The organism is Saccharophagus degradans 2-40, assembly GCF_000013665.1.
GTDB lineage: Bacteria > Pseudomonadota > Gammaproteobacteria > Pseudomonadales > Cellvibrionaceae > Saccharophagus > Saccharophagus degradans.
Genome location: NC_007912.1, coordinates 91,965 through 108,115 on the forward strand (window position 1 = coordinate 91,965; position 16,151 = coordinate 108,115).

The window sequence follows — 16,151 nt, forward strand, 5'->3', positions numbered from 1 at the left end:
TTTTTGGCGCGTAATATTTGGGGTGACGATTGGTGGTTACTGTGTTGCATATTTTCGCTGCGTATTTTCTCGCCAGTCTTTGTTAAGGCTTTCGCGGTGTAATCACGCCAAACTGGTACCACTAAAGCGGCTCCTTTATAGTACGCGCTCTAATTCATAACACTTGGCTTTACCCTTCCTATGAGTAATTCGTCGCTACCGCTACTTCTTGTTGATGGCTCTTCGTATTTATATCGAGCTTTCCATGCAATGCCGCCACTTACCACCTCCAGTGGGCAGCCCACGGGCGCGGTGCGCGGAGTAGTTAATATGTTGCGCAAGCTCGCCAAGGATTACCCCGAAAGCCCAATAGCAGTAATTTTTGACGCCAAGGGCAAAACCTTCCGCGATGATATTTATAGCGATTACAAAGCCAATCGCCCGCCAATGCCCGATGATTTGCGCGCACAAATTGAGCCGTTACACACCATTATTCGCGCAATGGGCTTGCCGCTTATTATTCAAGATGGGGTAGAAGCCGACGATGTAATTGGTACTTACGCCCAACAGGCCACCGAAAAAGGCATACCGGTTGTGGTATCTACTGGCGATAAGGACATGGCGCAGTTAGTCAGTGAGCACGTAACACTTGTGAACACCATGACCGAAACCGTCATGGATATTGCCGGTGTTAACGAAAAATTTGGTATTCCGCCTTCGCTAATTATCGATTTCTTGGCGTTAATGGGCGATAAGGTCGACAATATTCCTGGCGTGCCCGGCGTAGGTGAGAAAACAGCCTTAGCGCTACTGCAAAACTTAGGCAGTGTAGAAGATATTTACGCCAATTTAGACAAGGTACCCACCTTAGAGGTGCGCGGTGCAAAATCGTTGGCGAAAAAGCTCGAAGATAATCGCGACAAAGCGTTTTTATCGTACGAGCTGGCAACCATCAAACTAGATGTAGAGCTAGAGCACAGCCTTGAAGAGTTAATTCCCGTCGACCCAGACAACGATGCGTTGCTGGCCTTGTTTACCGAACTGGAATTTAAAGGTTGGGTTACCGAGCTCTCGAAAGGGGGCGGCACTAAAGCCAAAAAAGCTAGCCCCAACGCTAAGCAGGCAGCAGAAGAGGCGCCAGCCGCCGCGCCCGAAGAAGCCGTAGAAATTAACCGCGATAACTACGAAACCATCTTAACCGAAGCCAGCTTAGAGGCGTGGGTAGACCGCCTAAGCAAAGCAGAGCTGTTCGCGTTTGATACCGAAACTACCAGCCTTAACTATATGGAAGCTAAAGTGGTGGGTGTTTCGTTTGCTGTGGCCCCGGGAGAGGCCGCCTATGTGCCGTTTGGACACGATTACTTGGGCGCGCCAGAGCAGCTAAGTGAAGAGCAAGTGCTGGGTAAGCTAAAGCCGTTACTTGAAGACGAAAATGTTAAGAAAGTCGGCCAAAATCTTAAATATGACGCAAGTGTGTTGGCAAATCACGGTATTGCCCTGCAGGGTATAGCGTTCGATACCATGCTGGAATCTTACGTGGTGAACTCCACCGCCAACCGTCACGATATGGATACCCTTGCGCTGGCGCATTTAGGTCACACCAATATTTCATTTGAAGAAATTGCCGGTAAGGGCGCTAAGCAACTTACTTTTAACCAAATTCAACTCGACCAAGCCGCACCTTACGCCGCCGAAGATGCCGACATAACTCTGCGTTTGCACCAAGCGCTATGGCCACAAGTGGAGGCCGTAGAAGGAATAAAGTCTTTGTTCGAAAATGTCGAGCTGCCGTTGGTGCCGGTGTTATCTAAGGTAGAGCGCACAGGCGCATTAATTGATGCCACTATTCTCGGCCAGCAAAGTGCCGAGCTGGCCGCCGACTTAGAGCGCATTCAACGCGAGGCGTGGGAATTGGCCGGTGAAGAGTTTAATTTAGCCTCGCCCAAACAATTGGGTGTAATTTTGTTCGAAAAGCTGGGCATCCCCGTTATTAAAAAGACGAAAACCGGCGCCCCCTCAACCGCAGAAGAAGTGCTGCAAGAGCTGGCTTTAGATTACCCCTTGCCCGCACTGTTACTGGAGCAGCGCGGCTTGGCGAAGTTGAAATCTACTTATACCGACAAGCTGCCAACCATGATTAACCCCCATACTGGGCGGGTGCATACATCCTATAACCAAGCAGTAACGGCGACTGGGCGGTTAAGTTCTACCGACCCCAATTTGCAGAATATTCCTATTAAAACCGAAGCTGGGCGGCGTGTGCGCAAGGCGTTTATCGCCCCCGAGGGTTACCGCATAGTCGCGGCTGACTACTCGCAAATTGAATTGCGCATTATGGCGCACCTATCGGGCGACGAAGGATTAACCAACGCGTTTAACCAAGGGTTGGATGTGCACAGTGCCACTGCCGCCGAAGTATTTGGCACCAGTGTAGAGAGCGTTACCCCAGAGCAGCGCCGCAGCGCCAAAGCCATTAACTTTGGGCTTATATACGGCATGTCGGCGTTTGGCTTGGCGCGCCAGCTGCACATTGGTCGCAATGATGCCCAGCGCTACATAGATACCTATTTCGATCGCTACCCTGGTGTTGCACGCTATATGGAAGATATTCGTGTATTCGCGAAGGAGCATGGCTACGTAGAAACGTTAATGGGCCGCAGGTTGTATTTGCCAGAAATTAACGCCAGTAACGGTATGCGCAGGCAGGCGGCAGAGCGCACCGCAATCAACGCGCCCATGCAAGGGTCTGCGGCAGATATCATCAAAAAAGCGATGATTGACGTCGATAAGTGGCTATCTACCCTAAAAGTAGACGCGAAAATGATAATGCAGGTACACGATGAATTGGTGCTAGAGGTTGCCGAAGACCAAATAGAGCCAGTAACCGCCACCCTGTGCGATATTATGTCGGCAGCGCTTAAGTTAGATGTACCGCTATTGGTTGAAGCCGGTGTGGGGATGAACTGGGATGAGGCGCACTAGCTTGTTCTGCTAGTGTAATTTGACGTAAAAAGGCGGGCTGCACCAAGTGCTAACCCGCCTTTTTATATGGCTAAACCAAAAAAGACTATTACGCTTTGTTCAGTTTACGACGTGAAGCGACTACACCGAGTAACCCCAAGCCCAATAGGCCAAGTGTGCCAGGCTCTGGAACGCTCACTTCTGCAATAGACCATGCATTGCTATTGATTGGACCGTCAGATGCTGAGTTAGAAGTGTTGTACACAACAGCATTGTTATAGCCATTGTCGTTAATCATATAAAAGTAGGCAGAGAAATTATAATCTGTTGGATAGTCGGAATTAATAAACAAGAAATTGTTTAGGCTGGCGTCAAAAGAAACTATGCCATCTATGCGGTTGTCCCACCAGTCACCATTTACACCTGTTCCGCTTGGCACAAATGCAACATCCCAAAGTTGCGTGCTTAGCTCTACGCCATTAAATTGAACCGATACATTATCTACATTCTCAATGTATAAGCCATTGGCATCGCCTGTTAATGAGCCCGTTACAGAAGACCCGTCTTGAAAAAGATACGAGAACTCAAACAATCCTGCATTAGCTGTGATTGAAAGACCTAGTAGAGCTGAAGCGGCGACAGTTTTAGTGAATTTGTTAAGCATTACTCAGTTTTCCTTTTGGTTTTTTATTAAACAACTGTGACGTAGTTAGCATTTTTGGTGCCAGATTCATTAATTCTAATTAAATCAATGAGTTAGGTTTACGTATGCGCTACTTTAATGCTTTGGTGTAAGATCTTTCGTCAGTGATTCAGAGTAAAGTATGGATTATGTACGCATTATCTGAGCGTTTTACGATGGTTCGGTGTGAGTTATGAGGTTTTGTATGCCAGATTTACATTTCTTTACTTTTACTTCGAAAAAAACACATTTTATTTGAACTTACCCTGTTGGCCACAGTCTCAGTATACGAGCGAGTTATTCATAGGTTTTCCTCCTAATATTAATTGCTGACAGAGTATGCTTCCCCAAGCAATAGCAATCTCCCCGGATGCGTCCCCATCGCACCGGGGTTTTTTTTGTCTGCAATTTGGGTAAACAGGCACAACCAACGCGCCGTGCGACAGCGAATGTGACCCAACAAGCAAAAAGTTAAAAAGGCAGGATAGATTCAGATAGTGGGGTGTCCAACATATTGCCCTACCTAGGTTTCTATCTAGAAGCCTAGGCATTGACCCCGATGGTGTACCCCAAGGCCATCGGGGCTTTTTTGGTTTTTTGTTTTATTCCTGCGCCGCTTCTGGCTCATCGTGCTGCGGCAACAGCCAGCCGTTTAATACGTCTTCTAACTGATTTATGCCCTGCTTCTTAAGTGCAGAGAACATTTGTGCGCTTACCAAATCGTCTACCTGTGCATCGCGCATATGTTTTTGTACCGCAAGTAGGGTGCTTTTAGCGGCCCCAGGCTTTAGCTTATCGGCTTTGGTAAGCAATAGGTGTACGGGCATTTCACCTTCAACTGCCCAGTTGATCATCATTGTGTCAAAGTCCTGCAGAGGGTGGCGAATATCCATCACTATTACCAAGCCGCGCAGTGCATCGCGCTGCTGCAAATACTCCGAAAGGTCGGCCTGCCATTTTTTCTTCACAGCCATTGGCACTTTGGCGTAGCCGTAGCCGGGTAAGTCTACAATGCGTTGATCGGGCGCCGCAGGGAAGTTAAAAAAGTTAATTAACTGGGTGCGACCGGGGGTTTTACTGGTGCGGGCGAGTTTACCGTTGCCGGTAAGGGTGTTTATGGCGCTGGATTTACCCGCATTGGAGCGTCCTGCAAAGGCCACTTCTGTACCTTCTTCGGTAGGGCATTGGCGAATACTGGGGGCGCTGATTAAAAATTGGGCAGTGCGAAAGTGGATTTTGGCCATTGTGGGTAAACTTTGCCTATTAATGATGTGATAGCCGGAGCTTGTGTATATAATTGCCCACTCGCAAGGGGTGCTTGGCACTTAAATATCGATATTTAATTACCAAAAGTGGTAAAAACTCGATAAAAATACACCAAGCATTAGGTGGTGCTCGCGCGGTTGGGCGGGTCTCCGGCAGAGAGCTGGCTATTATACAGGTTTCCGACCACAACCCGCAGATGAAACGTTAATGTGGTGCTTTAGCTATACTAGCTTGCGCACAGCAACTAAAAATCATAATGACGTAAAAAACGGAAGAGCAAATGAACAATCTGTTTAAAGACACTTTAAAAGTCGCATTTGTCGTGTTGGGCCTTGGCGGTCTAGCCCAAGGCGCAATGGCCGAAGGCAATGCAGCTGAAGGCGAAAAGTTAGCTGCTAGCTGTTCCGCGTGTCACGGCAGCGACGGCAATAGTCCTTCGCCAATGTTTCCTAAGCTTGCCGGTTTGGGCGAAAAATATTTAGTGGATCAGCTTAAAGCTATTCGCAACGCAAACGGCGCCAACCCAAAAGCCGCGAGCCGCAGCATTCCTGAAATGACAGGCCTGTTAGATAAAATGTCTGATCAAGACTTAGCTAATTTGGCGGCATTCTTCGATAGCAAGCCTATGCAGTTAAGCGGTGCTAAAAAAGCAGAAGTACAGTTAAACTCTGGTCAAAAAGTAGACGCGCTTAAATTAGGCGAGCAGATCTACCGCGCCGGCAACCTAGAAACCGCAGTACCTGCATGTAGCGGTTGTCACTCGCCAACCGGTAAAGGCAACGAGCCTGCTGGCTTCCCGCGTTTAGGTGGCCAACACGCAGACTATATTGCTAAGCAATTGCGCGACTTCCGCGCGGGTAACCGCACTACCGATGGCGACGCACAAATTATGCGCGGCGTAGCTAAGCACTTAAGCGATGCCGAACTAGAAGCCGTAGCCAATTATATTTCTGGCTTACACTAGGCTCGTGCTAGTTTAGTTGAATAAAAAACACCCGCTAACTGCGGGTGTTTTTGTATCTGCCTTCGCAAATTGTGAGGCAAGGGTGGAAGCGGGGTAGCTGACAGGGTAGAGAAGGCAGCTTTTCATCCGTAAAATGCGCCGTTAAGCAGATTGCGATGCAACTCTGGTGTATTCTTCACCTCTAATCACATTCCCTTAAAACATAAAACGAGTTAACTAAAACTTTAGGAGAGAATCATGCAACGTCTTGCCCTTATATTGGGATTAACGTTGGCACTTGCCGCTTGTGGTGAGAGTGCTAAAACCAGTGATGCAGCCAAAGAGCAGGCGCCATCTAAACCAAGTGAAGCGGCGCAGGTTGCTGAACAAACTAGCGAAGCCGCGCAAACGGCTAAGCAAGAAGTAAAAGCAACGGCTAAAGAAATAAAAGATGATGTTACAGCCGCTGCAGATATGGCTGCCGAAAAAGCACAAGCTGCAGTAGAAGAAACCAAAGAAGTAGCGAAAGACGTTAAAAAGCAAGTTGAGTCGCAGGCGTTACCCGCTACTATGTTCCAAGAAGGCACGCATTACGAAGTACTCAAGCAGCCAGTACGCACAATTACCCCAGGTAAAATTGAAGTAACAGAAGTGTTTGCATACAGCTGTGGCCACTGCTTTAACTTCGAGCCTATTGTAAATGCTTGGAAGAAAACCCTACCCGACTATGTTCAGTTGGTTAAGTCGCCAGCCATATGGAATGCCAGCATGGAGCCCCATGCGCGCATGCACTTCGCAGCCATTGCGTTAAGCGTACAAGACACAATTAGTGCAGCGGCATTTAATGCTATTCACCGCGAGCGCAAACCATTAAGTTCTCAGGCAGATATTGCCAAGTTGTTTGTTGCCGCCGGTGTAGATGAAGCCAAATTCAACGAAACCTATAATTCGTTTACCGTAAGTAGCCAAGTGAATCAGGCTAATGCACGCGCTCGTAGCATGATGATATCTGCAACCCCAGAAATTGTGGTAGACGGCCGCTTCCGTATTTCTACCCGTTTTAGCGGTGTAGAGTCTCAGTCCGACATGTTAAAAGTTGCTAATTTCCTTACCAACCAAATTCACCACGGTAAGCTGTAATACCTCCTCTATCGCCGATGTGAGTATTCACTTCGGCGATTCTCTTTGCTCGGCCCTTTCTTAGCCTCTTCTGTTTGGCGCGCATCCTCCCCAGCTGTAATTTCTGCTCTATACTCATAACAACTCTTTTTACTTTTCCACCCGCCTGTTCAAAGTAAGGCTTGCGGTGCAAAAGCTTCTCTTTGTTGGATTACAAGCATGACTGGAATAAGCGGGTACAAAGAAAAATACCTCGCCGCTTTAGACGAGCAGGAAAAGCTCGAGCGCAAACACGCACTGCAATTAGACTTGTTGCGTAAAACCATTGTGCACTTAAGTGTGGCTGCTAAGGGGCAGGAGTCCAAATTAGACGCATCCCTTATTGCGCTGCAAAACAAAATGCGCGGCGGCAGTGGTGCAGATGTGTTTGAGCAGATGGAGCGAGTGCAGCGGGCAGTGGGTGAGTTTGATCGCGAGCGCGAGCAAGAGTTACAGCGGGTGCTAGATTGGTTTAAGTCGGCTGTGGATAACTTAATGGAATTAAGTGTGCCCGCCGATTTGCGCAGCCAGTTGTCGCTGTACAAAAAGGGCCTAAAATCGCAGTTAACCAGTTATCGTGCATTTGGCGAAGCGGTAAACGAACTAAGTGCATTGCAAAAGCGGGCTCTAGCAGCGGCAGCCAACCCAAATAAGGGGTTGTGGCAGCGTATTAAGGGTGGCAAAACCCTAGAAGATAACGCGCCAGCCAAGCCCAGCCGCACCTCAGCCGAGCCTGTCGAAGCGCCAGTCGAACGTGATTTGGGGCCGAAAGAGTCGGTAACAAAGACCCCGCCCATTACGCAAGTCGATGATCCCGCCGCAGAAGATTCCTACCCCAAAGTAGCCCAGCGCATTAACGCCACACTAAAGGCATTAGTTACCAGTATCGAGCCCAACGATATGGTGCGCAGAAAAGTCGAGATTGTGCGCGACCGTATAGACCGGGGTATGGATTGGTTTGCGCTGGCCGTAACCCTAGAAGATATTCGCGATATATTAATGGCGCGCTACTTGGCGGCAGATAAAGCGTTTAGCGAATACTTGCTGAATATAAACCGCGAGCTGGTATCTATAAGCGAGGCGCTGGGTGTAGCAGAAGATGCAGAGCAACAGCGCGGTGGTGCGGCCGAAGCGCTTACGGCGAGCGTGAGCAAATCTGTTAAGCAGCTGCAGGCGGATGTTGCGAAATCCAATAGCCTGCCAGATCTGCAATCGACGGTTAGCGACCATATTCGTACTATTCAAAATGCGCTTTCCACCTTTAAGCAGGCGCAGCCGGCGCCCAGTCAAAGTTTGTCGGCCCAGCTTAAGGCGCTCATGGATAGGGTGAAAACAGTAGAAGAGGAATCGGAAAAATCCCGCGCGCAATTGGAAGAGCAGCGCTATAAAGCCACCCACGACCCCCTAACAAGCCTGCCCAATCGCGAAGCCTATAACGAACGCGCCTTTCACGAGCTGCACAGGTTTAAGCGCTATGGCCACCCTTTAACACTGGCCGTGTGCGATTTAGATCACTTTAAAAAAATTAACGATACCTTTGGCCATCAAGCGGGGGACAAAGTATTAAAGCTAGTTGCTCAAGTGGTATCTACACGCTTGCGCAATGTAGATTTTGTGGCCCGCTACGGCGGCGAAGAGTTTGTGTTAGTTATGCCAGAAACTGATGCCGAGCAGGCTAAAACTGTGCTGGATAAAATGCGAGCTGCCATTGCGAAAACGCCATTTCGGTTTAAAGATAGCCCGGTAACTATCACTATGTCATTCGGCATAGTACAGTTTCGGGGTGAGGATAGCGTCGAGTCTGCCTTTGCGCGCGCAGACAAAGCCTTATACGAGGCGAAGGCAAATGGCCGCAATCAATGTGTTATTGCACCTTAAGTGGCGAATACAAAGGTGGAGTTGTCGACCGAGGGGTTGGAACTGCATTATGATGCTGCCCCATGAATCCTATTCGTATTATTTATACCCCCATTCCTCAAGCAGGCTTTTCTGAGCAGTGGTGTACCGCTGTGGAGGCGATACTCGATCGCCACGAGCTAAGTCGCCTAGCAAGCTATAAGCACAAAACATTAAAACACCGCTTTTTATTAGGCCGCCTGTTAATTAAAACCGAGGTGAGTCGCCGTTTGCACTGCGAGCCTAAAGATGTACGCTTGGCCTACAGCGCCAATGGTAAACCCTATGTTCGCGCTCACCCTGAGCTGGCTATTTCTATTAGTCATTGCGATTCGTGGGTGGCGGTTGCGCTGGCGAGTGAGAATATGGGTATAGATATTGAGAGCCTAATGCGTTCGGGCGAGCCGTGGAACAATGCCGCGCGCCTGCTTAACACCAGCGTGGCAGTTACCCTAAAACAAGTGGGTATATTTGGCACAACGGTGCCCGCCATGTTTGGCGCCATTTGGTGCTGCATGGAAAGCCAAGTAAAAGTAAAAGATTCTTCTGTGTTCTCTGAACGCAAACTTATGCTGCCCGCACATTTTATTAAGGGCAAAACCTACGCAATAGAGTGCGATAACAATCAACCTTTTAGTGCAGCTGCTTACACCATTGGCGATGCGATTTTGGCTGTAGCGCTAAAGGGCAGTTTTAGTGCCGAAGCGTTTGCCAATAGAATAGTGTTAGAAGAAAACTTGGCCTCGGTAGATTACGACAATGGCAAGAAAAAACGCGAACACCCTAATCCGTTTTTAATGATGACGGGAACGCAGAGTTAATCGACATATGTTAAAAGCTGTAAGTTAAAATCTAAAATTTAAAACTTAAAAGCTAAATGGTGACCTAACGGTTAATCATCTCTTTAATTCTTTGTATTAAAGCAACCTCATCTAGCGGCTTGGTAAGTAGCTCGTCTACGCCACTGGCCATAATACTTTCGCGCTCACCCTGCACTGCATGTGCGGTGAGGGCAATAATTGGAATAGAAGCAATAGCGGGTGTGTTGCGAATTTGCTGCGTTGCCTGTTTGCCATCCATGCCGGGTAGAGAAATATCCATCAGAATAAGTGTGAAATTGTGCGATTCCAGTAACTTTAACCCGTCTTCTGCTGTGTCTGCACATACAACCGTATACCCTTCGTCTTCTAAAATCCAAGTTACTAACTGCTGGTTATCGGGATTGTCTTCGACCACTAAAATTGTATGTGCAATAGACATTGACGGGTTTACCTTATTAAGGGCTAGGAGTGTTAGTTACACCTTAAAGCGACCAACGGTTTGATGCAAATTATCCGATAAATTACGCAGCTCTTGCGCGGCTGTGGCCAGTGATTGTGCACTTTCTGCGGTTATTTCGGTTTGCTCAGAAATATTCACCATATTTCGGTTAATTTCTTCGGTTACCGTGGTTTGTTCTTCTGCAGCGCTGGCAATTTGCACGTTTAAATCCACTATTTGTTTTACCGCCTCGGTAATATTGGCTAATGCTGCGCCTGCGTTATTGGCGGCATCGACGTTTTCGCCTACTTTGCGGCTACTGCCTGTCATGCGCTCTACCGCGGTATCTGCACCGCCTTGTAGGCGCTCAATTACTTCGCGTATCTCTTGGGTAGACTCTTGCGTGCGTTGGGCCAGGGTGCGTACTTCATCGGCTACCACTGCAAAGCCGCGGCCTTGCTCGCCCGCGCGCGCGGCTTCAATAGCGGCATTCAATGCCAATAAATTAGTTTGTTCGGCTATGCCGCGAATCACATCCAGTACGGCCCCAACACTTACCGAATCTTCCTTAAGTAAATTAATAGCGCTAGATGAAGTTTCTATTTCTTCCGCTAAGGCTTCTACACCGCGCGCCATGGCGGTCACAATTTTTTGTCCGTCTACGGCACATTGATCTGCACTTTTGGCTGAGTCGGCGGCACTGGAAGTATTGCGCGCTACCTCTAACACGGTTGCGCTCATCTCGTTAATGGCGGTTGCCGCCATGGTGGTTTCTTGGCGCTGGCGATCGGCGGTTTGGCTGGTGGAGTTACTTTCTTTATCAATGTAGTTAGATTTGTCTGCAAGCTGATTGGATACCGCCACTACATTAGCGATACTTTCTTGTAAGTTAGCCACAAACACATTGAACTCGTGGGCTATTTGGCCAAACTCATCTTTACCTGTTGTTTCTAGGCGCTGGGTTAGGTCGCCATCGCCTTCGGCTATAGATTTAAGTCGCTCTAGTAGCGCATTTAACCGCGCACCGGCAAAGCGTGGCAGCAATATGCCCAGCGCTAGGCAAAGTGCTAAGCCCACAATTAATAAGCTCATCATTTTAATTTGGGCAGCCGCAGCGCTGGCTGCTATTTCATCGCTTAACACAACAGACTTGCGATGGGTAAGCTCGGTTAGGGTATCAATCACATCGCGCATTTCATCAAATTGGGTAGCGGCTTCGCCCATACTTATTTGCACGGCGCTTGCGCGATTTGAATCCAAGCTACTGAGCAAACGCTCTGTTGTTGCTCTGCGTTTATCAAAGCGGCGGTTAAAGTCGCCAACCAAGCTCTTTATTTCCGAGTCGTCCATTAATGCTTCGAACTTGGCTACGCGGGTTTTAGCTTGGTCGAGGTTCTCATTCAGTGTTTTGCGCAATTCACTGGCGTTTACTTGATTGGCAGGGCTTAACACTAAAGTCCGCTCTGCAATAAGCGATTGGTGCAAATCGCGATCTGCCTCTAGTAGAAACTCCGTAGCTGGTAAATTGTTCTCAGTTACCTGCGCTGAAGAGCGGCTTATTTCACTAAGAATCATCATCGCCATAAGGGCTATAAAAGCCATTAATAGGCCAATAAGGGCCAAGGGAAGACGTAACTTCCAGCGGAATGAGAGATCGTTAAACCATTCCATAATAGGTACTCGCTGTTTTTATTTCAAAATGAGATAGAACCAGTGACGTGAGAATAATTCTATCGCTGCATTACTAACTATAGACCCAATTCTTTCCAGCATTAGTTGATTTACCTCAAAACTTGTTTCCGCATTGGGTGTTTTACTTTACCTATACAAAAAGCGGGTTAACGGGAGGCCAACTATGTCCGAAATGGAAACTGATCCAGCCATGCAGGTAGAAAAGCGCCAAGAGCGGCGCATGTTTATGTTTATCACCATTGTCCTCTTTCCCCTGTTATCGGTAATGCTGGTGGGCGGTTATGGCCTACTTATATGGGTTAGCCAAATGATATGGGGGCCGCCAACCGCATGATCCAAATACAGCAAGCGCAAGAGCCGGTGCATATCACAAGTTTTATTCTGCTTGTGCAGCATGGCTTTGCCGAAAAAATACTGCGAGCCTATGCCAATAACCCCGATATAGAGATATGCCAGACCGAGCAGCCAGAAAAATTGCTGGTGCTGGCCGAGGCCGAAGATACCCAGCGCATTCGCGACTATATGGACGAGTTTGCCGCTACCGAGGGGGTGATATCCACCACCCTTGTTTACCACCACGCCGAAAGTGAATCTGCCCTAAGAGAGGCATTGTAATGACCGTTACACGAAGAGACTTTGTACGCCATCAGGCACTGGCTACCGCTGCGGCCGCCGCAGGCGTTGCCGTACCCGCTGCAGCAACCAATATTGTTACCACCGCCGCAGACAACAAATTAGTTTGGTCGAAAGCGCCATGTCGCTTTTGCGGCACCGGCTGCAGTGTGAATGTTGCCACTAAAGAGGGGCGCGTTGTGGCCACCCATGGCGATATTAAATCGCCCGTTAACCGGGGCCTTAATTGTGTAAAAGGCTACTTTTTATCAAAAGTAATGTACGGCGAAGATCGCCTTACTCAGCCGTTACTGCGCAAAAAAAATGGTGTTTATGCCAAAGATGGCGAATTCGAACCAGTAACGTGGGAAGAAGCTTTCACCATCATGGCAGAAAAATTTAAAAAAACGCTCAAAGAAAAAGGCCCCGAAGGCATTGGAATGTTTGGTTCTGGCCAGTGGACTGTGTGGGAAGGCTACGCCGCATCTAAATTAATGAAGGCGGGTTTTAGAAGCAATAATATCGACCCGAACGCGCGCCACTGTATGGCATCTGCAGTGGGTGGCTTTATGCGTACCTTTGGTATTGATGAGCCCATGGGCTGCTACGACGACTTCGAACACGCCGACGCCTTTGTCTTGTGGGGCTCGAACATGGCGGAGATGCACCCTATATTGTGGACGCGTATTGCCGATCGTCGTTTAAGTTACCCGCACGTACAAGTTGCGGTTATGTCTACCTACGAGCATCGCAGTTTTGATTTGGCCGACTTGGGCGTGGTGTTTACGCCACAATCCGATTTGGCAATTGCCAATTTTATTGCCAACTACATAATTCAAAATAAAAAAGTAAATTGGGATTTTGTTAAAAAACACACCAACTTCCGCGTAGGCACAACAGATATAGGCTACGGCCTGCGCCCAGAACACCCATTGCAAAAAGCGGCCAAGAATGCCGATAGTGCAGGGGCTTCTGAACCTATTGATTTTGAAACCTACGCAAAATTTGTTGCAGATTACACCGTCGAAAAAGCCAGCGAAATAAGTGGTGTAAGTGAAGACAAATTAATTAAGCTAGCCAAGCTCTACGCCGACCCCAATATCAAAGTTATGTCTCTGTGGACTATGGGGGTGAATCAACATACGCGCGGCGTGTGGATGAATAATCTTATTTACAATATTCATTTATTAACCGGCAAAATATCTGAACCAGGTAATAGCCCATTTTCATTAACCGGCCAGCCTTCTGCTTGTGGTACCGCACGCGAAGTGGGTACTTTTTCGCATCGGCTACCTGCAGATATGGTTGTTACAAACCCAAAGCATCGTGCCTACGCAGAAAAAATATGGAAGCTACCAGAAGGTAGCATTCCTGAAAAAGTTGGTGCGCATGCCGTATTGCAAAGCAGAAAACTAAAAGACGGTGAAATCAACGCTTACTGGGTGCAAGTAAACAATAATGTGCAAGCTGGGCCAAATATTAACGAAGAGGTGTTGCCGGGCTATCGCAACCCACAAAACTTTATTGTGGTTTCCGATGCATACCCAACTGTAACCGCCCAAGCTGCCGACTTGATTTTACCCAGCGCTATGTGGGTAGAAAAAGAAGGTGCTTACGGCAATGCAGAACGCCGCACTCAATTTTGGCATCAACTTGTTAATGCACCTGGCGATGCAAGATCTGACCTGTGGCAGCTTGTGGAATTTTCCAAATATTTCAAAGTAGAAGAAGTATGGCCAGCAGACCTAATTGCCAAAATGCCCGAAGCAAAAGGTAAAACCCTGTTCGATATTTTATATAAAAACGGCAAGGTAAATAAATTTCCGCTCGCGCAAGTAAGTAAAGATTACGAAAACAAAGAAGCCGATGCGTTTGGTTTTTATATTCAAAAAGGGCTGTTTGAAGAATACGCCGAGTTTGGTCGCGGTCATGGCCACGATTTAGCCGACTTTGATCGCTACCATGAAGAGCGCGGTTTGCGCTGGCCAGTTGTTAACGGCGAAGAAACGTTGTGGCGTTATCGCGAAGGCAGCGACCCCTATGTAGAAAAAGGCAAAGGTGTACAGTTTTATGGCAAACCAGATGGCAAAGCAATTATTTTCGCGCTGCCCTACGAGCCACCAGCGGAATCGCCCAACAAAGAATATCCGTTCTGGCTGTGCACCGGTCGCGTTATTGAGCATTGGCATTCCGGCTCTATGACACAGCGTGTGCCCGAGCTGTATAAAGCCTTCCCCGATGCCGTGTGTTTTATGCATCCAGAGGATGCGCGCAGTGCGGGTTTGCGACGCGGCGATAAAGTAAAACTGCAATCTATACGCGGGCACATTATTACGCGCATAGAAACACGTGGCCGCAACAAGCCACCTAAAGGGTTAGTGTTTGTACCTTGGTTTGACGCACGCCAACTAATTAACAAAGTCACCTTAGATGCGACCGACCCCATTTCTAAGCAAACCGACTTTAAAAAATGTGCAGTAAAAGTGGAGCGAGTATAAGAGATGAAAAATTCAACGCGACATTTACCAAAACTAATAATCGCCACTTTAGGCATAGTGGCCCTATCTTTTGCTAGTGCTTACGCTGCTGAAGAATTGATGCATGTAGATGCCGACGGCAAAAATCAAGTGGCAAGTTTGCGTAAAGGCACAGCGCTAAATAACGAAAACCCAGACCCAGCGCCATTGCAAGATGAGCAGAATAAAGACTTACGTTTTAATCGTGCTTACCCTATGCAACCACCGCCCATTCCACACAAAATTACGGGATATCAAATAGATTTAAAAGCAAACAAGTGTATGTCCTGCCACGCGCGTACCCGCGTAGAAGAATCTCAAGCACCTATGATTAGTGTTACCCACTTTATGGATAGAGACGGAAATTTCTTAGCGGATGTTTCTGCGCGACGATACTTTTGCACTCAGTGCCACGTACCGCAAGTAGAGCGCGACCCGTTAATAGAAAATACATTTAAAGATGTACACCACCTAATTGTTCAGCCCAATGAACATGAAGAATAGCGAGAAACTACGTGAAAAAATTAATTGCTAATCTTAAGTTTGCTTGGAAACTCTTTAACCGCCCCAGTGTGCATTACAGCATTGGGTTCTTAACAATGGGCGGGTTTGTTGCCGGTATTATTTTCTGGGGTGGCTTTAACACTGCGCTAGAAGCAACCAATACCGAAACGTTTTGTATTTCGTGTCACGAGATGGAAAACAACGTGTATCAAGAGTTACAAGCTACCATTCACTTTAGTAACCGCTCAGGCGTGCGCGCTACGTGTCCAGATTGCCACGTACCGCACGAGTGGACCGATAAAATTGCACGCAAAATGCAAGCTTCCAAAGAGGTATGGGGCAAAATATTCGGTACGATTAATACCCGCGAAAAATTCGAAGCTAAACGTTTAGAATTAGCGCAGCACGAATGGGCACGGCTTAAAGCTAACGACTCGTTAGAGTGTCGCAACTGCCACAACTTTGAATATATGGATTTCACTCGTCAAAGTGCGCGCGCATCGGTTCAACACAGCACGGCCTTAGCTGCAGGCGAAAAAACATGTATCGATTGCCATAAAGGTATTGCTCACCACTTGCCTAATATGAAGGGCGTTGAGGGTTGGCAGTAATATAGCTTTCGGTTAACAACGAACACTGGCCAAAAGCAGCACCAATTAAAGTAGATGAGTAGGGCAAATCG

At 47.8% G+C, this 16,151-nt stretch carries 14 protein-coding genes; 10 read left to right on the forward strand and 4 right to left on the reverse strand.

Annotated features, from left to right (window positions below):
• Positions 1–180 precede the first annotated feature (180 nt).
• Positions 181–2,961: a DNA polymerase I gene (gene polA, locus SDE_RS00375; protein ID WP_011466561.1), complete on the forward strand. Its 2,781-nt coding sequence runs from the start codon at positions 181–183 to the stop codon at positions 2,959–2,961.
• Between the two features lie 88 nt (positions 2,962–3,049).
• On the opposite strand, the gene SDE_RS00380 is transcribed toward polA, so the two are convergent.
• Entirely contained in the window at positions 3,050–3,604 is a 555-nt protein-coding gene (locus SDE_RS00380) for a PEP-CTERM sorting domain-containing protein (protein ID WP_011466562.1), read from the reverse strand.
• Positions 3,605–4,224: 620 nt separating this feature from the next.
• Positions 4,225–4,866 (reverse strand): ribosome biogenesis GTP-binding protein YihA/YsxC, encoded by a 642-nt coding sequence (gene yihA, locus SDE_RS00385; protein WP_011466563.1) that lies wholly within the window; start codon positions 4,864–4,866, stop codon positions 4,225–4,227.
• 302 nt (positions 4,867–5,168) lie between these two features.
• On the opposite strand from yihA, the gene SDE_RS00390 reads away from it, so the two are divergent.
• From SDE_RS00390 to SDE_RS00405, 4 genes are all read left to right on the forward strand, one after another.
• Entirely contained in the window at positions 5,169–5,852 is a 684-nt protein-coding gene (locus SDE_RS00390; RefSeq protein WP_011466564.1) for a c-type cytochrome, read from the forward strand.
• A gap of 237 nt (positions 5,853–6,089) precedes the next feature.
• Positions 6,090–6,971 (forward strand): DsbA family protein, encoded by an 882-nt coding sequence (locus tag SDE_RS21005; protein ID WP_011466565.1) that lies wholly within the window; start codon positions 6,090–6,092, stop codon positions 6,969–6,971.
• A gap of 198 nt (positions 6,972–7,169) precedes the next feature.
• Positions 7,170–8,867, forward strand: coding sequence for a GGDEF domain-containing protein (locus SDE_RS00400; protein ID WP_011466566.1), 1,698 nt, complete (start codon positions 7,170–7,172; stop codon positions 8,865–8,867).
• A 62-nt stretch (positions 8,868–8,929) separates the two neighbouring features.
• Entirely contained in the window at positions 8,930–9,706 is a 777-nt protein-coding gene (locus tag SDE_RS00405) for a 4'-phosphopantetheinyl transferase family protein (RefSeq protein WP_011466567.1), read from the forward strand.
• A 64-nt stretch (positions 9,707–9,770) separates the two neighbouring features.
• On the opposite strand, the gene SDE_RS00410 is transcribed toward SDE_RS00405, so the two are convergent.
• Both SDE_RS00410 and SDE_RS00415 read right to left on the reverse strand, forming a co-directional pair.
• Positions 9,771–10,145, reverse strand: a complete 375-nt coding sequence (locus SDE_RS00410; RefSeq protein ID WP_011466568.1) for a response regulator — start codon at positions 10,143–10,145, stop codon at positions 9,771–9,773.
• 36 nt (positions 10,146–10,181) lie between these two features.
• Entirely contained in the window at positions 10,182–11,816 is a 1,635-nt protein-coding gene (locus SDE_RS00415) for a methyl-accepting chemotaxis protein (protein WP_011466569.1), read from the reverse strand.
• Between the two features lie 184 nt (positions 11,817–12,000).
• On the opposite strand from SDE_RS00415, the gene SDE_RS00420 reads away from it, so the two are divergent.
• The 5 genes from SDE_RS00420 to SDE_RS00440 are packed head-to-tail and all read left to right on the forward strand — an operon-like array spanning position 12,001 to position 16,080.
• Positions 12,001–12,171, forward strand: a complete 171-nt coding sequence (locus tag SDE_RS00420; RefSeq protein WP_226986457.1) for a periplasmic nitrate reductase, NapE protein — start codon at positions 12,001–12,003, stop codon at positions 12,169–12,171.
• Positions 12,168–12,452, forward strand: coding sequence for a chaperone NapD (locus SDE_RS00425; protein WP_011466571.1), 285 nt, complete (start codon positions 12,168–12,170; stop codon positions 12,450–12,452). Before SDE_RS00420 ends, SDE_RS00425 begins: the two co-directional genes overlap by 4 nt.
• Positions 12,452–14,947 carry a nitrate reductase catalytic subunit NapA gene (napA, locus tag SDE_RS00430; RefSeq protein ID WP_011466572.1) on the forward strand — a complete coding sequence of 832 codons (2,496 nt, stop codon included), beginning with the start codon at positions 12,452–12,454 and terminating at the stop codon, positions 14,945–14,947. Before SDE_RS00425 ends, napA begins: the two co-directional genes overlap by 1 nt.
• A 3-nt stretch (positions 14,948–14,950) precedes the next feature.
• The gene (locus SDE_RS00435; RefSeq protein ID WP_011466573.1) at positions 14,951–15,469 is read left to right on the forward strand and encodes a nitrate reductase cytochrome c-type subunit; all 519 of its coding nucleotides are present in this window, start codon (positions 14,951–14,953) and stop codon (positions 15,467–15,469) included.
• Between the two features lie 11 nt (positions 15,470–15,480).
• Positions 15,481–16,080: a cytochrome c3 family protein gene (locus tag SDE_RS00440; protein ID WP_041323956.1), complete on the forward strand. Its 600-nt coding sequence runs from the start codon at positions 15,481–15,483 to the stop codon at positions 16,078–16,080.
• Positions 16,081–16,151 lie beyond the last annotated feature (71 nt).